Annotated in this window: 21 protein-coding genes and 1 pseudogene; 10 read left to right on the forward strand and 12 right to left on the reverse strand. The window is 56.9% G+C overall.

Annotation, left to right across the window (positions count from 1 at the left end):
* Positions 1-15: 15 nt before the first annotated feature.
* Positions 16-1,173: a multidrug effflux MFS transporter gene (locus I6L58_RS12385; RefSeq protein WP_088208953.1), complete on the forward strand. Its 1,158-nt coding sequence runs from the start codon at positions 16-18 to the stop codon at positions 1,171-1,173.
* A gap of 81 nt (positions 1,174-1,254) precedes the next feature.
* Positions 1,255-1,551: a YicS family protein gene (locus I6L58_RS12390; protein WP_088208952.1), complete on the forward strand. Its 297-nt coding sequence runs from the start codon at positions 1,255-1,257 to the stop codon at positions 1,549-1,551.
* A gap of 94 nt (positions 1,552-1,645) precedes the next feature.
* Here I6L58_RS12390 and I6L58_RS12395 read toward each other — a convergent pair whose 3' ends face one another.
* On the reverse strand, positions 1,646-2,596 hold the full coding sequence (locus I6L58_RS12395; protein ID WP_088208951.1) for a LacI family DNA-binding transcriptional regulator: 951 nt from the start codon (positions 2,594-2,596) through the stop codon (positions 1,646-1,648).
* Between the two features lie 291 nt (positions 2,597-2,887).
* On the opposite strand from I6L58_RS12395, the gene I6L58_RS12400 reads away from it, so the two are divergent.
* From I6L58_RS12400 to I6L58_RS12425, 6 genes are all read left to right on the forward strand, one after another.
* Positions 2,888-3,202: a PTS sugar transporter subunit IIB gene (locus I6L58_RS12400; RefSeq protein WP_042321291.1), complete on the forward strand. Its 315-nt coding sequence runs from the start codon at positions 2,888-2,890 to the stop codon at positions 3,200-3,202.
* 11 nt (positions 3,203-3,213) lie between these two features.
* The gene (locus I6L58_RS12405) at positions 3,214-4,539 is read left to right on the forward strand and encodes a PTS sugar transporter subunit IIC (protein WP_042321287.1); all 1,326 of its coding nucleotides are present in this window, start codon (positions 3,214-3,216) and stop codon (positions 4,537-4,539) included.
* A 17-nt stretch (positions 4,540-4,556) separates the two neighbouring features.
* Positions 4,557-5,933: a glycoside hydrolase family 1 protein gene (locus I6L58_RS12410; RefSeq protein WP_088208950.1), complete on the forward strand. Its 1,377-nt coding sequence runs from the start codon at positions 4,557-4,559 to the stop codon at positions 5,931-5,933.
* A gap of 5 nt (positions 5,934-5,938) precedes the next feature.
* Entirely contained in the window at positions 5,939-6,241 is a 303-nt protein-coding gene (locus tag I6L58_RS12415; protein WP_072208838.1) for a PTS lactose/cellobiose transporter subunit IIA, read from the forward strand.
* Between the two features lie 138 nt (positions 6,242-6,379).
* Positions 6,380-7,759 (forward strand): carbohydrate porin, encoded by a 1,380-nt coding sequence (locus tag I6L58_RS12420; protein WP_006177638.1) that lies wholly within the window; start codon positions 6,380-6,382, stop codon positions 7,757-7,759.
* 134 nt (positions 7,760-7,893) lie between these two features.
* Complete coding sequence (locus tag I6L58_RS12425) at positions 7,894-8,799, forward strand: EamA family transporter (RefSeq protein WP_042321283.1); 906 nt, start codon at positions 7,894-7,896, stop codon at positions 8,797-8,799.
* Between the two features lies 1 nt (position 8,800).
* Here the strand turns inward: I6L58_RS12425 and I6L58_RS12430 are convergent, their stop codons facing one another.
* From I6L58_RS12430 to I6L58_RS12450, 5 genes are all read right to left on the reverse strand, one after another.
* Positions 8,801-9,067, reverse strand: a complete 267-nt coding sequence (locus I6L58_RS12430) for a Txe/YoeB family addiction module toxin (protein WP_088208949.1) — start codon at positions 9,065-9,067, stop codon at positions 8,801-8,803.
* Positions 9,042-9,314, reverse strand: coding sequence for a type II toxin-antitoxin system Phd/YefM family antitoxin (locus I6L58_RS12435; RefSeq protein ID WP_041911702.1), 273 nt, complete (start codon positions 9,312-9,314; stop codon positions 9,042-9,044). Before I6L58_RS12435 ends, I6L58_RS12430 begins: the two co-directional genes overlap by 26 nt.
* Positions 9,315-9,370: 56 nt before the next feature.
* Positions 9,371-10,561, reverse strand: a complete 1,191-nt coding sequence (gene nepI, locus I6L58_RS12440) for a purine ribonucleoside efflux pump NepI (RefSeq protein ID WP_088208948.1) — start codon at positions 10,559-10,561, stop codon at positions 9,371-9,373.
* A gap of 101 nt (positions 10,562-10,662) precedes the next feature.
* A complete protein-coding gene (locus tag I6L58_RS12445; protein WP_006177629.1) occupies positions 10,663-11,115 on the reverse strand; it encodes a DUF1198 family protein in 453 nt (150 codons plus the stop codon).
* A gap of 94 nt (positions 11,116-11,209) precedes the next feature.
* On the reverse strand, positions 11,210-12,229 hold the full coding sequence (locus tag I6L58_RS12450; RefSeq protein WP_088208947.1) for an alpha/beta fold hydrolase: 1,020 nt from the start codon (positions 12,227-12,229) through the stop codon (positions 11,210-11,212).
* Positions 12,230-12,628: 399 nt separating this feature from the next.
* Between I6L58_RS12450 and I6L58_RS23055 the strand changes: the two are divergent.
* Positions 12,629-13,082, forward strand: a pseudogene (locus I6L58_RS23055) (STM2901 family protein).
* Positions 13,082-13,399, forward strand: coding sequence for a DUF1493 family protein (locus tag I6L58_RS12460; RefSeq protein WP_088208945.1), 318 nt, complete (start codon positions 13,082-13,084; stop codon positions 13,397-13,399). Before I6L58_RS23055 ends, I6L58_RS12460 begins: the two are co-directional and overlap by 1 nt.
* A gap of 24 nt (positions 13,400-13,423) precedes the next feature.
* Here the strand turns inward: I6L58_RS12460 and I6L58_RS12465 are convergent, their stop codons facing one another.
* The 6 genes from I6L58_RS12465 to ilvN all read right to left on the reverse strand — a co-directional run bounded on the left by I6L58_RS12465 (position 13,424) and on the right by ilvN (position 19,588).
* Entirely contained in the window at positions 13,424-13,906 is a 483-nt protein-coding gene (locus I6L58_RS12465; protein WP_088208944.1) for an Hcp family type VI secretion system effector, read from the reverse strand.
* A gap of 356 nt (positions 13,907-14,262) precedes the next feature.
* On the reverse strand, positions 14,263-15,660 hold the full coding sequence (uhpT, locus tag I6L58_RS12470; protein WP_006177624.1) for a hexose-6-phosphate:phosphate antiporter: 1,398 nt from the start codon (positions 15,658-15,660) through the stop codon (positions 14,263-14,265).
* Positions 15,661-15,802: 142 nt separating this feature from the next.
* Positions 15,803-17,113, reverse strand: a complete 1,311-nt coding sequence (gene uhpC, locus I6L58_RS12475; protein ID WP_088208943.1) for an MFS transporter — start codon at positions 17,111-17,113, stop codon at positions 15,803-15,805.
* Positions 17,106-18,611, reverse strand: a complete 1,506-nt coding sequence (uhpB, locus tag I6L58_RS12480) for a signal transduction histidine-protein kinase/phosphatase UhpB (RefSeq protein ID WP_006177622.1) — start codon at positions 18,609-18,611, stop codon at positions 17,106-17,108. Before uhpB ends, uhpC begins: the two co-directional genes overlap by 8 nt.
* Complete coding sequence (gene uhpA, locus I6L58_RS12485) at positions 18,608-19,201, reverse strand: transcriptional regulator UhpA (RefSeq protein WP_006177621.1); 594 nt, start codon at positions 19,199-19,201, stop codon at positions 18,608-18,610. The genes uhpB and uhpA overlap by 4 nt, the downstream gene beginning before the upstream one ends.
* Positions 19,202-19,300: 99 nt before the next feature.
* Complete coding sequence (gene ilvN, locus I6L58_RS12490) at positions 19,301-19,588, reverse strand: acetolactate synthase small subunit (RefSeq protein ID WP_006177620.1); 288 nt, start codon at positions 19,586-19,588, stop codon at positions 19,301-19,303.
* Position 19,589: the final 1 nt, after the last annotated feature.

Raw genomic sequence — 19,589 nt, forward strand, 5'->3', positions numbered from 1 at the left:
ATGGGACAGATACTGATGACAAAACTCTCTTTCTCTTTTGCGGCCATACTGGGCCTGCTAACGGCAATCGGGCCCCTGTGTTCTGATTTTTATCTTCCGGCACTGCCGGAGATCGCCACCCGGCTCGACACGTCCACAACGCTGACGCAGCTTTCGCTGACCTCGGCACTGATCGGCCTGGGGGTCGGGCAGCTCTTTTTCGGCCCGCTAAGCGATCGTATCGGACGTAAAACGCCGCTGCTGTTATCACTTCTGCTGTTTGTGCTGGCTTCAGTACTTTGCGCGATCGCACAGAATATTTATGCCCTGATCGGCTGGCGCTTTGTGCAGGGCGTTGCGGGGGCGGGTGGCTCTGTTCTCGCGCGATCCATCGCCCGGGATAAGTATCACGGCACGATGCTAACGCAGTTTTTTGCTCTGCTGATGACGGTTAATGGCATCGCGCCCGTCGTGTCCCCGGTGCTCGGGGGCTTTATCGCGTCGCATTTCGACTGGCGGATGCTGTTCTGGGTGATGGCCGGGGCGGGTCTGGCGCTGCTGATTGCCAGCCAGTGGTTTATCCCTGAGACCCTCACCGATAAACAGAGCGGGGGATCGCTGGCGCGAACCACCAGAACGGTACTTAAAAATCGTCGATTCATGCGCTACTGCCTGATTCAGGCGTTCATGTTAGCAGGGCTGTTCTCCTACATCGGGGCATCCTCATTTGTGATGCAAAGCGAATATGGCCTGAGCGCAATGCAGTTCAGCCTGCTATTCGGCGTGAACGGTATCGGTCTTATCGTCTCGGCGCTGGTGTTTTCCCGTCTTGCACGGCGGCATCCGGCGGGAGGATTGATGCAAATGGGCCTGGTTCTGGCCGTGTCCTGCGCGGGGCTGACGTTGCTCTTTGCCTGGATGCAGCTTTCCGTACCAGCACTGATCGCACTCTTTTTCACCGTCGCCTTTAACAGTGGAATCAGCACCATTGCGGGTTCAGAAGCGATGAGCGCAGTCGATGCGAAAGAGTCCGGTACAGCATCGGCCATTCTGGGCATGCTGATGTTTTTATTTGGGGGGATCGCAACGCCCCTCGCCGGTATCGGCGGGGAAACGATGCTGAAAATGAGTCTCGCGGTGACGGTGAGCTATGGCATTGCATTGGTCATCGGTACTCGCTCGCAGAATGCATAAATTCATACTTTCGACTTGAATCGCTTTGGTGAATGTAACTATATATTTCAAAGAAAGCCTGTGACGTGACCGGAGGGATTGATGAAAGCTACACACCTGGTTTGCCTGCTCATCTGCATGCTGTTTGCCGCCTTCGTTCACGCGCAGGAGAAGGACAATCCGGCGAAAGAGGCCCAGATCAAACAGCAGGTGATGAAAGACATTAAGAAAACCTGCACGCCGCAGAAGAAGCAGAGCGACAAGGCGTGGCAGGCGATGATTTTATCGTCCGAGGCCAATCAGCTGCTGATCAAAAATGCCGTCACCGCCATGAAACGCGACAACCTCGACGGCTACTGGGACGCGGTGAGTCAGGTGGATTGTATGGAGGATTATTAAGGATACAGCCCGTGCTTAGTGCCGGGTGGCGCTGCGCTTACCCGGCCTACAAAACCGTGTAAGCGCCGCCGGGCAAAACGCACCCTGCGCCTTCTCAGCGCTTACGCCTTTCCGGGATAATCAAATCCCCGCGCAGCACGTACGACCCCAGCATCTGCGTTTTCTCATTCAGCCAGCTCACGATGCGCGCCGCCATGGCGTCCATGGAATATTCAATCGCCGGGATCACCGGAATGCCCGGCAGCTGCAGCGAACCGGCCAGGCTAAAGACCATGATGTCGTCCGGAACGGATTTATTAAACGCCTGCAGTTGCGGGATCACCCGCTGGGCTTCTTGTTCATCCACCACCAGCAGCGCGTTGAAGTTCAGCGTGCTCGCATTGTTGAGTAACTCCTGCAGCGCAACGGAGGACGAGGTCGCGTCCATAAAGACAAGGTTGCGGTTAAAGGGCAGGAAGTTTTTCTCCAGCGCGTGCTTGTAGCCGAGCAGCACCTGATCGGCAAAACCGCTGCCGTGCGGGTGGATCAGGGCAATCTGGCGTCGTCCCTGGCTGGTGAGAAAGTTGCAGGCCGTTTCGGCGGCAAAGGCGTGATCGAACTGAATGCTGTTGGCGTTATCGGCTTCCATGCAGTCAACCAGGATGACATTGTCCATTTCGATATCCAGCGGGAAACGCGCGCCAATCACCAGAATGTCATCGCATAACCCGCAGGAGAGCTCTTCCAGGGCGTGCATCACTTCCGCTTTGGTGTGCGCAAAGCGCAGCAGCAGATGCTTTTGATGCTGGCTGAGGTGTTTTTCCAGCGCGTAGAGATAACCCGTGGTCTGGTTGATGTTCTCCTGGGCGCAAATCACGCCGATACAGCCCGTTGACTGGCTCAGCAGCGACTGGGCAATCACGTTGGGACGATAGTTCAGCTCATCCACCGCTTTTAAAACGGCCTGGCGGCTGGCCTCTTTCACGCCACGCGATCCGCTCAACACCCGTGATACCGTGGCTTTGGACACCCCGGCCAGACGCGATACATCGTTGATTGTAGACATCTCTCTCCCCTGGCAGGCCTGGCGCACCTGCAAATTCCATTTCCGCTACGGCTCACATTATAGCCAGTACGGAGTATATCCGTTTCCGTTTTTCATGGAAACCGATTTTCCGTTTCCACTCAATTTGATGTAAAACTCGCCAAATTATGTGACACCGATCGTGATAATTAGCCCCATAAGCAACGCTTCTTGATAGCTGTCACACTTCTGTCTTTTATAAATGGAAACCGGTTTCCGTATGATGTCCAATCATCCTCGCAATAACTTTTTACATTTAGAGGAAGGATGTCGATGTTCAAGATTATGCTGTGTTGTTCAGCCGGGATGTCCACCAGCCTGCTGGTCAGCAAAATGGTCGAAGAAGCGAATGCGCGTGGGCTACCAGTCAAGATTGATGCCTACGGCGTGTCCGAATTTGACACGCAGTTTCCGCATTACCAGGTGGTGCTTCTCGGACCGCAGGTGAAATACATGTTAAAGACACTCTCAGACAAGGCGGCGACGCAAGGCATTCCGGTACAGGCCATCGAGATGATGGACTACGGCATGCAGCGTGGCGATAAAGTACTGGACTATGCTCTGTCGCTCATTGAAGCGGCACACTAAAAGGTGTTCACATGAGTTCGTTATATCAATCCATGGTCGCGGTGATTGAGCAATCGATTACCCCGCTGGCCGCAAAGCTCGGTCAGCAGAAGTATGTGATTGCCATTCGCGACGGCTTTACCGCCGCGCTGCCGTTTATGATCATCGGCTCGTTCATGCTGGTGTTCATCTTCCCGCCGTTCTCGGCGGATACGACCAACAGTTTCGCCCGCGGCTGGCTGGATTTCTCCCAGACCTACCGTGAACAGCTGATGCTGCCGTTTAACCTCAGCATGGGCGTGATGACCTTCTTCATTTCGGTGGGGATTGGCGCGAGCCTCGGACGTCAGTTTAACCTCGACCCGGTGATGTCCGGCCTGCTGGCGTTTATGGCGTTCCTGCTGGTTGCCGCGCCCTATGCCGACGGTAAGATCTCGACCCAGTATCTGTCGGGCCAGGGCATCTTCACCGCGCTGATCACCGCCATCTACTCCACCCGCGTGTATGCGTGGCTTAAGCAAAACAACGTGACCATCCGCCTGCCAAAAGAAGTGCCGACCGGCGTGGCGCGCTCGTTTGAAATCCTGATCCCGGTGATGGTGGTGATTGGCACCCTGCATCCGCTGAACCTGTTTATCGAAGCGCAAACCGGGATGATTATCCCACAGGCGATCATGCACCTGCTGGAGCCGCTGGTGTCGGCGTCGGATTCCCTGCCCGCCATTCTGCTCTCCGTGCTGCTGTGCCAGATCTTCTGGTTTGCTGGCATTCACGGCTCGCTGATTGTCACCGGCATCATGAACCCGTTCTGGATGGCGAACCTGTCGGCAAACCAGGCCGCACTGGCTGCCGGTGCCGCTCTGCCGCACGTTTATCTGCAGGGCTTCTGGGACCACTACCTGCTGATTGGTGGCGTCGGTTCTACCCTGCCGCTGGCGTTCCTGCTGCTGCGCAGCCGCGTCACACACCTGCGTACCATCGGTAAAATGGGCGTGGTGCCCAGCTTCTTTAACATCAACGAACCGATCCTGTTCGGCGCGCCGATCATCATGAACCCGATGCTGTTTATCCCGTTCGTGTTTGTGCCGCTGATCAACGCCTGTCTGGCCTACGGTGCCACTAAGCTCGGCTGGCTGGCGCAGGTGGTGTCGTTAACCCCATGGACCACTCCCGCACCGATTGGTGCCTCGTGGGCGGCGAACTGGGCATTAAGCCCGGTGGTGATGTGCGTGGTCTGTATGGTGATGTCCGCGCTGATGTACCTGCCGTTCCTGCGTGCCTATGAGCGTACGCTGATGAAAAACGAAGAGCAGAAAGCCCAGGCCACCGTCGGCGTCGCTGAAACCGCAAGTCATTGAGTCAAAGAGGACGCGTCATGAAATACACATTTCCCGATCGCTTCTGGTGGGGCAGCGCAAGCTCCGCTCTCCAGACCGAAGGGACACGAGAGGGGGAAACCACGTGGGACTACTGGTTTGCCCGCGAGCCGAACCGTTTTCATAACGGCGTGGGGCCGCAGCAGACCTCCACGTTTTATCAGCACTGGAAAACGGACATTCAACTGTTAAAGCAGCTGAACCACAACAGCTTTCGCACCTCAATAAGCTGGGCGCGCCTGATCCCCGACGGTATCGGTGAAGTGAACCCGCAGGCGGTCGACTTTTATAATCAGGTCATTGATGAGCTGATTGAACAGGGCATCACGCCGTTTATTACCCTGTTCCATTTCGACATGCCGATGGCGATGCAGGAGATCGGCGGTTGGGAAAACCGCGACGTGGTGGACGCTTACGCCCGCTACGCGCAGATCTGCTTTGCGCTGTTCGGCGACCGCGTGCTGCACTGGTTTACCTTCAACGAGCCAATTGTGCCGGTGGAGGGCGGTTATCTGTACGACTTCCACTATCCGAACGTGGTGGATTTTCGTCGTGCGGCTACCGTGGCGTATCACACCGTGCTGGCCCACGCGAAAGCGGTTCAGGCTTACCGCGCCGGGCCTTATGCCGGGGAAATTGGCATCGTGCTCAACCTGACGCCCTCCTACCCGCGTTCGCAGAACCCGGCGGATGTGAAGGCGGCGCACATTGCGGATCTGATGTTTAACCGCAGCTTCCTCGACCCGGTGCTTCGCGGCGTGTATCCGGCAGACCTGGTGGCGCTGTTGAAAGCGTACGACCAACTCCCCGCCTGCAAGCCGGAGGACCGCGCCCTGATAGCGAAAGGAAAAATCGACCTGCTCGGCGTGAACTACTACCAGCCACGGCGCGTGAAGTGTCGCGACAGCGCGGTAAACCCGCAGGCGCCGTTTATGCCGGAGTGGTTCTTTGACAATTACGAGATGCCGGGCCGCAAGATGAACCCATACCGCGGCTGGGAAATCTACGAGCCGGGTATTTACGATATTCTGGTTAACCTGCGCGACAACTACGATAATCCTCGCTGCTTTATTTCTGAAAACGGTATGGGCGTCGAAAATGAACAGCGCTTTATTGAAAATGGCCAGATTAACGATCAATACCGCATCGATTTTATTTCTGAGCACTTAGCGTGGCTGCATAAAGGTATTAACGAAGGATGCAATTGCCTTGGCTACCATATGTGGACCTTTATTGATAACTGGTCCTGGTGTAATGCCTATAAAAATCGTTACGGATTTATTCAGCTCGACTTAGAGACGCAGCAGCGCACCCTCAAAAAAAGCGGCGAGTGGTTTGCCACCACTGCCTTGAATAACAGTTTTGATAAAGAGTAATTATGATGATCGTATTAGAAGATGCCGTAATGGAAATTATCGTCAACGCCGGTCAGTCCCGCAGTTTGTGCTTTGAAGCGCTGCACGCGGCGCGCCAGGGCAACCTTGACGAAGCCAAAAGCCTGCTGCGCGAAGCCGATGGCTATGCGCGCCAGGCGCACAAAATGCAGACCAAACTGATCGAGCAGGATGCGGGAGAAGCCCGCCAGCCGATGACCTTAATTATGGTGCACGCCCAGGACCATTTAATGAATTCCCTGCTGGCGCGTGAATTATCGGAAGAAATTATTCATTTATACCAGAGATAATCTATGGCGAAATAACGTTAGCGTAATACCTCTGTACCTAAAATAGAGATCCACTTGTTCTGATGATAGCGACATACTCTGTCAGATCGGAGCGGGATGGTTATTGTCTGAATAAAATTAAACTATATTGAGATAACCATGAATACGATTAAAAAACTTCCATTAACAATGGCGGTTATCGCCGCGCTTTGCCCCATTTCCGTACTCGCGCAAGAATTTACGCAGGAGCAAATCGACGCCATTGTGGCCAAAGCGGTGGACAAAGCCCTGGCAGAACGTCAGGCCAAAATGGATGCCGCCGTTGCCAAAAAAGCGGACGTGGTGACCGAGCCGCAAAGCGCGGCGCAATCCCCGGATATGGCGATCCCGTTCGGGGTGAAATTTACCGGCTACGCCCGCTACGGCGCGCACTTCCAGGCCGCCGACCAGAAATACGTGGCGGTAGACGGCTCCTACAACGGCGCGTCCGCGATTGGTCGTCTGGGCAACGAAGGCAACGGCGGTGAATTCCAGCTTTCCAAAGCCTTCAAAGGTGACAACGGTGCCATCTGGGACATCAACGTGATGATCGACCACTGGGGCGATGAGGTTAACCTGAAAAAAGCCTACGCCGGTGTGACCAACATTATGGCATCGAACCCGAACGCCTATTTCTGGGCGGGGCGCGACTTCCACCAGCGTCCGCAGCAGGGCATCAACGATTACTTCTGGATGAACCACGACGGCCAGGGTGCCGGGGTGAAGAACTTCGACATCGGCGGCGTGCAGTTTGACGTGGCGGCCGTGGCGGCGGTGGAATCCTGTAGCCCGGAAGTGATGGAAGATGAAGCGAACCCGTCGCGCATCACCTGTACCGGCGGCTCCGGCACGGGCGACAAAGGCAACTACGCGGCAACCTCTAAAATCCACGGCATGAAGCTCGGCCCGATCGACCTGGAGCTGTACGCCAACTACGGCTTTGACTCGAAGGCCATTGAAAGCGACGAGCGCCTGAACGCCTGGCAGGGCGGCGTGGTGATGAGCCACACCAACGACAGCGGCGTAAACAAGGTGATCGCCCGCTACTCGGATAACTCGGACAACAGCGTCTTCAACAAAACCGAGGATCTGACCACGGTCTACGCCAGCTTCGAGGGGCTGTACAAATTCACCCAAGCCACGCAGGTGGAGTATATCCTCGCCTTCCACGATTACGACAACAGTCGTGATGACACCGACAACCGCAAGAACTACAACGCCATCGTCCGCCCGATGCACTGGTGGAACGACGTCCACTCGACCTGGCTGGAAGCGGGCTGGCAGCACGTTGATTACGACAACGGCGGCGATAATAAGGGCTGGAAGCTGACCCTGTCGCAGAACATGTCTATCGCCATGGGGCCGGAGTTCCGCCCGATGCTGCGTTTCTACGTCACCGGCGGCAAAGTGGATAACGAACGCACCGCCCGCGTGAACAATACCAAAGACGAAACGCTCGACGATTTCAACGTCGGCGCGATGTGGGAGGCGTGGTTCTAATACGACGCCGTTTGTTTCGCCCGGCGGCGCTGCGCTTGCACGGGCCTACAAAACCTTGTAGGCCAGGTAAGCGCAGCGCCGCCCGGCAAGATCCCATGTTATGCTACAAAAAAACCGACATAACAGGGGAGAACATGGGTTCCACACGTAAAGGGATGCTGAACGTCCTGATCGCCGCCGTTTTATGGGGAAGTTCAGGCGTTTGCGCGCAGTACATCATGGAGAAAAGCCACATTTCCTCGCCTTATCTGACCATGATTCGCCTGCTGTTTACCGGCGTGATCCTGCTGACGCTCTCCTTCGTTCACGGCGACAAGATTTTCTCGGTCATCAAAAACCGCAAGGACGCCCTCAGCCTGCTGTTTTTCTCATTGGTCGGCGCGCTTACCGTGCAGCTCACCTTCCTGCTGACGATTGAAAAATCCAACGCCGCCACCGCTACCGTGCTGCAGTTCCTCTCGCCGACCATTATCGTGGCGTGGTTCGCGCTGGCGCGGAAAAAGCGCCCCGGTATTTTTGTCTTATCCGCGATAATGACCTCGCTTGTCGGCACCTTCCTGCTGGTAACGCACGGCGACCCGACATCGCTCTCTATCTCGCCTGCCGCGCTGTTCTTCGGCATCGCCTCGGCCTTTGCTGCGGCGTTCTATACCACTTATCCGTCAACGCTGATCGCCCGCTACGGCACGCTACCGATTGTTGGCTGGAGTATGTTGATTGCAGGACTGGTGCTGACGCCGTTCTACGCCGGGCGCGGCACCACGTTTGCGTTCGACGGTAGCCTGCTGCTGGCGTTCTTCTATCTGGTGGTGATCGGTACGGCGCTGACGTTCAGCCTGTATCTGAAAGGGGCGCAAATGATCGGTGGGCCGAAGGCAAGCATTCTGAGCTGCGCCGAGCCGCTGAGCAGCGCATTGCTGTCGGTGATCCTGCTGGGGGTGGCCTTCACCCTGCCGGACTGGCTGGGCACGCTGCTGATTGTCTCGTCGGTGGTGTTGATTTCGATGGATTCGAGAAGACGGGTTCAGACTTCAGCCTGATTTACGCATGATAGTGATAGCGGCACATCAAAATGGTCAGCGCGCTATCCGTCACGCCATAAACCAGACGGTCAGTATCGTTTATCCGGCGGGACCAGTAGCCTGAAAGATTACCTTTAAGCGGTTCCGGCTTCCCCAGGCCATCAAAAGGCTGACGCTTCGCATCTTCAATCAGCTTGTTGATTCTGCGAAGCGTTTTCTTATCCTGCTCTTGCCACCACAGGTAATCGTCCCAGCCGTTATCAGTCCAAATCAGTAGCCTGGTCATCAATCAGATCCCTCTGCGTGGTTTTTCCCGTGTTTGCCTGTGCGATTGACTCCATCAGTCGGCTGGCATTAGCAGGCGAACTCATTAAATGGATCGTTTCCATCATCGAGTTGTAGTGCTGAAGAGACATAACAACCGCATCCCCGCCGTTGCGGCGGCTGATGATTGTCGTCTCCACATTGTCATTCACGTCGTCCAACACATCTTTGAGTCGGCTTCGTGCTTCAGTAAACGTCACAACCTGCATATTCCCTCCTGTACAAGTTACGGTACAAGTATATCGCCAGCGTGACTATTTATCAATCAACGCGCCCTCACCTTCGCTGCCACCAGCAGCGCCGTCAGCAGCATCAGCGTGCCGGAAATCACCAGCGGTGAGGTCAGCCCCAGATGGTCGAGCGCCACGCCGCCCACCGCTGCGCCGCAGGTGTTCGCCAGCTGGATCACCGCCACCTGAATCGACCCGGCTTTTTCCGCCTGATCGGCCAGCGAGCGGGTGATCCACGTCGACCAGCCCACCGGTACCAGCGCAAAAGCAAAGCCCCAGATAATCGCAATCGCCGAGGCGACCCACTTATCGCTGCCCCACAGCACCAGCACCGCGGCGCTTATCGCCAGCACCAGCGGCGCGCCTGCCAGCGCCACCTTGAGGGAGCGTTTCAGGAACTGGGACGACAGCGAGGTGCCGACAAAGCTGGCGATACCGAAACTCAGCAGCACCAGCGTCAGGCCATCCACATCAAAGCCCGCCATGGTCATAAACACCGGGCGGATGTAGGTGAAGAAGGCAAACTGCCCGGCGAAGGCCATAAAGATGGCGGTCATGCCAGCCATAACGCCAGGGCGCTTGAGCAGCGCGAACATGTTCTGTTTGTGGTGCGCAGCTTCACCCGGCAGGGACGGCAGCGCCTTCCACACCCAGATAATGCACAGAAGGCCCATCACCGCGGCGGCGTTAAAGACGTTACGCCAGCCGATAATTCCGCCGAGGAAGCTGCCCAGCGGCGCGGCAATCACCAGCGCGATGGAGACCGCGCCGAAAATCACGGACAGCGCTTTAGGCACCGTGCGGGCGGGCACCAGACGCATGGTCAGCGAGGCCGACATCGCCCAGAAGCCGCCGAGCCCTAACCCGAGACAGGCACGGCCGAGCAGCAGCAGGCTAAAGCTATTGGCGAAGGAGACCAGCAGGCAGGATGCCGTCAGCAGCACGCTGAAGAGAATGACCACTTTGCGGCGGTCGATAGCGCCAATCGCCTGGGTAATAAAGAGGCTGGCAAACATCGCCACAAACGCGGTGACGGTGACGGACTGCCCCGCCACACCTTCGGAAATACCCAGATCCTGCGCCATTGGCGTCAGCAGGCTCACCGGCAGAAACTCAACGGTAATCAGACAGGCGACGCAGAACGCCACGGAGAAAACCGCCGACCAGTTGGGCCGGGAAACGTCTTTGGTCTGCGGTCTGGTCGTGGGCTGGATATGTTCTGTCATGGCATCACCTGAAGATAAAAACGTGCGGAAAAGTCGCGCAGTTTATCATCAAAAGTGTGATGAATTTAACGTTTAGACAACTTTTGTCGTTTTACAGGGGATCAGTGAAGGTAAAACACGCCCTCATCCGGTAAGAAGAGTTGGTTATACCGCAGCTGGAAGGCGTTAAGCTCCTGCGGGTCTGGCTCTATTTCGCGCATGAAGCCGAGTGCAAGGCGGATTTGCGCGTCGGTAATGGGCGCGGCAAGGCGGGCTTTGCGCAGCATGCGGTGCCAGGTGTGCAGGTTCTGTTCACTGCCATCAACAATACACACCTGCCAGATTAGCAGCACCTGCGCAGCGTTTTGCAGATGGGCTTCGTCGGGACGCTCAAGGTAGCGGATAAACTCGTTGCCGGACGATTTACCAAACTGATCGATCATCGATTCCACCGGAACCGGGGTGATCCCCAGACGCTCGCTTAACCGTTTGATGGCACGACGGGAATCCGAGGTCAGGACACGAAACCCCACCACAAACACCACGACAAGCGTTGCCAGCATTATCCAGACCATGCGTTCTCCTTAGAATAGCCGCTTATCATAGCGGGAAACTCATGGCCTCGACAGCTGGCAAAACGCGATTAGTGCAGTGAAAAGAGGTGGAAAATCATTCTGAAAGCGGATCGCTGCGCTTCAGCCCTTTCAGCAGCGCCTCGTGGAAGCGCACCGGATCCTGCATCTGCGGCGCATGGCCCATATCGTTAAACTCGACCAGCGTGGCGTGCGGAATGCGTTTTGCCGTCTCCTTCCCCAGCACCGCGTAGTTACCGAGCGTTTTACGCACCTCCGGCGGGGCGAGATCTTTGCCGATAGCGGTGTTGTCCTTCGTGCCGATCATCAATAATACCGGCATCTTCAGCTCGCTAAATTCGTAGACAACCGGCTGGGTGTAGATCATGTCGTAGAGCAGCGCCGAGTTCCATGCCACGCGCGCTTTGCCCGGCCCGTTGTTCAGCCCGGCAAGCATGGTTACCCAACGCTCGTACTCCGGCTTCCACTCTCCGGCATAGTAGGTGTTTTTCTCGTACTGGCGAATGCCGTCCGCGCTGGTTTTCAGCTCACGCTGATACCACTGGTCGACGGTAATATGCGGCACGCCGCGCGCCTTCCAGTCCTCCAGGCCAATCGGGTTGACCATCACCAACTGCTCCACCTGCTGCGGCCACATCAGCGCGTAGCGCGTCGCCAGCATGCCGCCGGTAGAGTGCCCGATCACCGTCACGCGTTCGACACCCAGGGATGTGAGCAGCGCATGGGTATTATCAGCCAGCTGCTGGAAGGTGTACTGATACCGCTCGGGCTTGATGGATTTGCAGAAGCCGATCTGGTCCGGGGCGATCACCCTGTACCCACTCGCCGTCAGCGCACGGATGGTGCCGTCCCAGGTACCGGCACAGAAGTTCTTGCCATGCATCAGCACCACGGTGCGGCCATTGGCTTTTTCCGGCTTCACGTCGAGATAGGCCATGTCCAGAGACTGGTTTTGCGAGGTAAAGGTAAAGTGTTTAACCGGCCAGCCGTAGTCAAAACCTTCCAGCTTTTCGCCATAGGTGGGGGTATCCGCCGCCATCGCGGGGGACGCCAGCGCCATCAGCAGCGCAAGGCAGGATAATCGTCGGGTTAACATGCAAGCTCTCCATAACAAAACGGTCAAATGCCGCGCAGCGCGGCAGCAAAAATAAACTGTAGAGCATGCAGGGGAGCGAGAGTGTAAAGCGGGGTAAAGGGGGACGTAAAATATACGCATCCCCTTTTATGGAATGTTTTAAAGGATATGCAGTGATGAGCCTGAGTGTTTCAGAACGCCAGGTGCCGAAACGTCTGGCTTTGTAGTAAGTACCACAGCTGATACAACGCACTTGAAGAAGATGCGATCCTCATTATAGCTTGCGGATATCACGACCTCATAATCGACAAATATACTGTTTGCGGGCACTTTTCTTAATTTCATAAAACTATTACCCACTCATTATCCTTAGGTTAAGCAAGGCTATAACCTTGCTTAAAATGAATTCAGGATGATGCTATGAATACAATAGAGGAATCTGGGGGGGACGTATTTCTATCGAGGGAATTCGAACGTAACCCCACAAGAGCTATTTTTGCTGATATTCGCTGAGGGTCTGGCGAACCATTTGGGCGTAACGATAGAGACTGCTGCAACAATCCTTGCAGGTCAGCCTCTAATACCCAAGCGTAAGGTGTTAGGCGCGTCAGGCTCGCGTACAAGTGTTGCCTCCAAACTAGCACGTCGCATATTAAAGGGAGTCCGCTTTCCTGGAGGGATGAGGGTGGAAACCATTATCGGTATGGGTAAAACAAGACAAACAAATAAGGTTGGGGCAGTAGTTGGAAGAGCTGTTCCGTTCGTTGGCTATGCCCAGGCAATCATTGTATTTGCCCTTGTGGCCAAAGAAACCAGAAACAAGTACAACCTGATAGCTCGACCGAAAGATCGGATCGAATGGACATACTTCTAATGTTATTGCCTGATGATCAAGAATTTTTAGATTACATCACTGAAAACTACAGTGAACTGAAACGTCCAGCCCAGAAGGAGTGGACCTTCCAGGAGCATTTCAACCTCGTTCCTGAAGATCTTGAGGACATGCTGCTTGACCTTTTCAATCGCTATGGGATTGAGTACAGCAACTTTGTTCTGGACAACTATTTTGAGCCGGAGCTGTTTTGGTTTCAGTTTGGACTTAGAAAAAGGTTTTTGGATCGACAGTATAAGCCGCTAACGCTCGAAATGATTATTGAGTCAGCCAAAGCCGGGCGCTGGTTATATGATTAAGGGGCTGCTTGCCCCTTACGTTCTTTACGCTGACTGGCGTTCGTTCCAGGCATCGCTAAAGATGATGTTCCCGTCGTTATGCTTCCAGGTAATTTTCTCGTAACGTAGTTCAACCGTTTCCATATGGTTTTCGTTAGGGTTATCGCCTGGTGCCATCGCTGGTGAGATAGAAACGACTCTGACGCCTTCGAGCAGCATATTAAAGTACTCTTCTTCCTGGCCGGAGTAGTTAATCCTATACCATTTTATCTCAGCAGAGACCAGGCTCTGCCCTGTTGCTACCGCTTTATAGAGGTATGGGCTTGAGCAATCGAATTCTTTAATGATCAACATAGGTGAATGCATGCGCGTACCGGTTATTTTACCGGTGGCATTGTCTGTTGGGATCATGAGGTTATGATGGAATCCTTTTATCTCAATGCTGCATTCTCTGTGCTGAACATCAACTCCGCCTTTGATTAATGCTCCACCGTCATCCTTAAGCCATAAGTAAGCTGGTATAGCCATGTTTATTTTTCCTTGAGCAAGTTGTAATAGTCAAACGCCGGGTTGTGTTCTGGCTAGTAGTTGGCTTGAAAACTTCATTCATGTTCTTCTTTTTAGTGCGCCTATCTCCCCCCAGCGTATGCCCGGTGCGGCTATAAAAGTTCAAGCCAGGTCATGTTTACGCCTGGTCGATCTCTTTTGAGATATTGACCAGGCATTTTTTAACCATATTAAAAAATTAGATGATGAACGTTCCAGAAAACACCGTGCGACCGGCTGCGGGTGGAGTGAAAAAATGAGCCGTAATCTTTTTTCTGAGGGGGAGCGGGAAGAAAAAAAGCCCGGTGGTCAGCCGGGCAAAGAAGTCACCTGCACACTCAGGCTGCTTTCAATTTTTGTTTCTGCGCACGATTCTCACGGCGGATCTTGCGTTCTTCCAGCACTGCGACCATCGCCATCAGGACGATACAGCCGATGGCGGCGGCGTCCAGCGCGGCGAAGGTGCCTGCCCAGCCGGTGAGGCCAAAGACCGGCGTGCCGTCGGCGATCATCCCCAGACCGAGCTTGGCGAAGCTATCGCCGATCAGGTAGGCGAAAGTGCCCTTAATCCCATCGGCTGCGCCGATCGCTTTTTTCGGCACAAAACCGACCGCCGCCACGCCAATCAGCAGCTGCGGACCAAACACCAGGAAGCCGAGCGCGAACAGGGAGGCGAGGTACACGTACTGGTTGCTGGCGTGCTGGTATACGCCGAGCGTGGCGATAATCAGCGCCAGCGCAACGCAGGCCACCAGCGCGCGACGCCCATTGGCGAGGTCAGAGAGCCAGCCCCACAGCAGCGTGCCGACCAGCGCACCCACTTCAAACAGGGTAAAGCCCTGAATCGCCACTTCTTTCGAGAGTTTCAGCTCCTGGAAGGCGTACACGGTTGACCACTGGTCGATACCGATGCGCACCACGTACAGGAAGATGTTCGAGAAGCAGAGCAGCCAGATCACCTTGTTTTTCAGCACGTACTCAACAAAGATCTGCCATTTGGTCATCTCATTTTCTTCGGTCTCTTTATCCTCCTCGCTGATCTCCTCACCGAACAGCTCTTCGGCTTTGCCGAGGCCGTAGGATTCCGGGGAGTCGCTGCCGAAGCGCAGGCCGATAAAGCCGACGATCAGGGCGATAATCGACGGGAAGATAAACATGCCGATGACGTGGCCGTCGAACAGATAGTTGGCACCGAACAGCGCCACGCCTGCCGCGCCCGCTCCGCCGAGGTTGTGGGAGATGTTCCACATGCCGAGGTACGAGCCACGCTTGCGGCGCGGGGTCCATTTGGTGATGGTCGAGTAGCTGCACGACCCGCCGGTGCTCTGGAAGAAGCCGCTCAGGGCGTAGAAAGCGATCATCAGGAACAGGCTGACGGAGCCTGAACCCATGCTGGCGCTGAAGCCAAGCATACAGATGGCGGAGAGGATCAGCATAAACGGCAGGAACTGCTTGGTGTTTTTGCCGTCGGCGTAGTACGACACCAGCGTTTTCCCCACGCCATAGGTGATGGAGAAGCCCAGGCCAATCATCCCCAGCTGCGTCATGCTCAGCCCGTAGGTTGAGATCATGTCGTTCTGCGCGATGTTAAAGTTTTTGCGGATCAGGTACATGGTCAGGTAGCCGATAAAGACCACCAGATAAGACTGCATGAACGGTTTGAACCACATCTTGCGCCGCACGTCGAGCGGCAGATCCAGGGTCGGCTTGCGCACCTGGTTGAGGAAGGCCAGCATGGTTTGCTCCTGAGCTGATTTTTATACCTGCGAATGGCAGGCATTGTAAAAATCAGCCGGGCGCGACGCCTGAGACAGCGTCCAGGTAAAACCGGGAAAATTTCTTAGTTTTGCGCCACTCGGCACCAAAAGGTGAGGCTCGTCACGCTTCGCGCGGCGCCTGGGCGTGCAAAAACGGCAGCAGCAGCAGGGCAGAGATCCCCGCCGCGATGGCGATCACCGCGAAGAATCCGCTCCAGTGCCAGGCGTCGATCACCCGTGCCAGCGGCCAGCCGGAGAGCGACGCGCCGAGGTAGGCAAACAGCCCGACGAAGCCCGTCGCCGCGCCTGCCGCCTCTTTGTGCGAGCACTCCGCCGCCGCCATGCCGATCAGCATCTGTGGGCCAAACACGAAGAAGCCGGTGGTGAAAAAGCACGCCGCCTGCATCACGTAGCTGGCGAAAGGCATCAGCCACAGCGACCCGACGGAGAGCAAAATGCCGGCAGCGAAAATCAGGTTCATCGGCCCGCGGTTGCCGTTGAACAGTTTGTCCGATCCCCAGCCCGCCACCAGCGCGCCGATAAATCCGCCCAGTTCAAACATGGTGACCGCCGAGTTGGCCGTCACCAGATCCACGCCGAGCGTCTCGGACATGTACAGGTTGCCCCAGTCGTTGATGGCCGCGCGCACCACGTAGACCAGCACGTAGCACAGCGACAAAAGCCAGATATAGGGGTTTTTCAGCACGTATTTGGTGAGGATCTCTTTGCGGGTTAGCCCCGCGCCCTCCTGCTGCTGGGCGATCTCCATCTCGTCGTGTCGCCAGTCGCCAACGGAGGGAAGCCCAACGGTCTGCGGCTTATCGCGCAAACGCCAGCAGAGGAACAATCCGGCGAGAATGGCAAGCCCGCCCGCAATCATCATCCCCGCGCGCCAGCCGTAGTGCAGCGCCGCCGCGCCCACCACGATGGGGATCAGCGCCCCGCCGACGTTATGCGCCGTGTTCCATATGGCCCACCAGCCGCCGCGCTCGTTGCGCGAATACCAGGCGGTGAGCAGGCGGGCGCACACCGGCGCACCCCAGCCCTGGAAAAAGGCGTTCAGCGCCCACAGCAACGCAAACGCCCACAGGGAGGTGGAAAAGCCAAATAAAATGTTCACCACACCGGTTGCCATCAGCCCAACGCCCATAAAATAGCGGGCGTTGGAGCGGTCGCTGACGATGCCGGAGAAGAACTTCGACAGGCCGTAGGTGATGTAAAACAGCGTCGCCAGCAGGCCGATATCGGTGCGCGTCATCACGCCGGTGGCGAGGATTTCCGGCGCGGCGGCGTTAAAACTTTTGCGCGTGAAGTAGAACAGGGCGTAACCGAGCCAGATGGTCATCAGAATATGGCGACGCCAGTAGCGATAGCGGGCGTCGATCTCCGCTTTGTCGCCTAGCGGCGCGGCATTGGCAGGCGTTTTAAACATGGTGGCTCCGTAGCGGTAAACTGACGCTGACGCGCGTTCCGTGGGTGCAGGAGATAGCCAGCGTGCCGCCCAGCGCCTTGACGCGCTCGCGCATCCCCGCCAGGCCAAAGCCCTGCTGGCCGGAGCCTGGCGGCAGGCCGCAGCCGTCGTCCTCAATCACCAGCATCAGGCGATCGTCCTGCTGCCAGCCCTGCAGCGTCACCGCGCTGGCGTTGGCGTGTTTGACAATATTGTTCAGCCCCTCCTGGCAGACGCGGAACAGCGTGACCCGCTGGCCTTCGCTCAGCGTTGGCTCATCAATGCGCCAGTCGAGATGGCTGACAATACCGCGGCTTTCCAGCTCCATCTCGCGCATCAGGGAACGCACCGCCTGCTCAAGCGAGAGATCATCCAGCTGGCGCGGGCGCAGCCTGCCGAGCAGGCGGCGCACCGAATCGTACACCCCCAGCGACAGCTGTTCGATGTGTGCCCCGCCCTGCTTCACGCCGCTATTTTCCGCCGCCAGACGCTGAACGATGCCCGCCTGGGTGCGGATGGCGGTGATGGTCTGGCCGATGTCGTCGTGCAGCTCCCGCGCCACTTCCTGGCGCACGCTCTCTTCGGTCTCCAGCAGGCGTTCGGCCAGGCGGCGGTTGCGCGCCAGCTCGGTTTGCAGGGACTGGTTCAGTTCGCGCAGGCGCTGAATGCCCGCCCCAAGCAACAGTCCGGTCAGGCTCTGGGCCAGCAGTGAGAGGAGCAAATCAACAGGGTGATCGTGCCAGGTCTGGCTGGCGATCAGCGCGATGGCATTCATCAACGTGGCGATCAGCGCCCCCTGCCAGCCGTAGTGCCAGGCCAGGGCGATAATCGGCAGCGCCAGGCAAAACGGCGTAAAGCGTGAAAGCTCGGCCGGTAAACCCAGCTGCAGCCACAGGCTCACCACAAACAGCAGCAGATACCAGATGAGATGCCGGGCGCGCCAGTTTACCGGCTGGGAGACCAGCGCCGGGCCGAGCGGCTGCCAGACGGTGCTGGTGAGATAATGCCAGATGACGAGGCAGGTCGGCGCGAGCGTCAGCCCGCCGGTGAGGGTGAGGAGCAGCGCGTTCAGCATCTCCTTTTCGCCAATCCACGGCAGGGATTGCAGCAGCGCGGCGGCAATCAGCGCCGCTCCCTGACGCAACAGCGTGCGCCAGTCCCGCTGGTGCCGGTAGCGGGAGATCAGCGCCACCGGGATCAGGGTCAACACGCTTCCGGTCATCAATAATGGCAGATGCGCCAGCGCCACCTGCTGCGCCAGCCAGACCAGCATCAGCCACTCTGCGCCCAGCAGCACAGGCCAGTAGCCGCGCGGGCATTGCAGCATCAGCCCAAGACGCAGGCCGAACGGGAACAGCAGCACCGCCAGTTCAGGGCGTTCAACCAGATGCAGGCTGATGCTCCACAGGCAAAACCATGCGGCAGAGAAGATAAAAAAGCTGGCAACGACGGCGATCAGCCGCGAAAACACAGAGTTCATTGCCAGCTGTCGAACATACGGCGCGCCAGCTCGACGTCGTTACTGACGCCGAGTTTTTCCATCAGGTTAGCGCGATGAACGTGAACGGTTTTGGGCGACAGCCCCAGTTCGGCGGCAATCTCTTTCACCGCCATTCCCTGCGCGAGCTTTTCCGCCACCTGTCGTTCGCGTCGGGTCAGCGGATCCTGGCGGCCTGCCGCCAGCTTGATGGCGATATCCGGCGTCAGATAGCAGCCGCCTGTTGCGACGGTGCGCACGGCGGCGATCAGCTCGTCCGGGCTGCAGCGCTTGGAGAGAAACCCGCGCGCGCCGGCGTTTAACGCCTGTTCCACCAGCGCCGGGCTGTCGTGAACCGACAGCATGATCGTCGCCATGCCTTTCGGCAGCTGGCTCAACAGCTCCAGCCCGGAAAGGTCCGGCATGGAGATATCGCAGATACAGACCTGCACGCCGCGCCCCGGCAGACCCGCCAGCGCCTCGCGGCCGGAACCGAACTCGGCCACCACCTGAAAATCAGGTTCGAGGCTCAAAAGCTGGGCAAATCCGGAGCGGACGATAAGGTGGTCGTCGATAAGGGCGATGGTAATCATGTGCGTTCCTGCGGTCTGAAAGCGCCGGATGGCGCTGCGCTTATCCGGCCTACAAAGGGCAAAGTTCGTAGGCCAACAAAGGCGCTTACCTTAAGCGATTTACTCGAAAAACACCGCAATTTTGTTAAACATGGTGGGATCGGACTGGTTGCGCACCACTTTGGCGACGTCTTCCAGCTTGTCGATCTGGGCCATCATCTGCTCCAGACGCTGATCGTCATTGACCAGCAGCCAGATGCGGCTGTGCTCGCTACCCTGAATCGGCAGGCAGAGAATGCCTTCGACGTTAAACGCGCGGCGGGCGAACAGCCCGCAGACGTGGGTCATGACGCCGGGATGGTTGCGGACGGTGAGTTCCAGGATGACGTTATCGTGTTGTTTCTGCATG

It is taken from the genome of Enterobacter cancerogenus, from assembly GCF_019047785.1.
In the GTDB taxonomy this organism is placed as follows: Bacteria; Pseudomonadota; Gammaproteobacteria; order Enterobacterales; family Enterobacteriaceae; genus Enterobacter; species Enterobacter cancerogenus.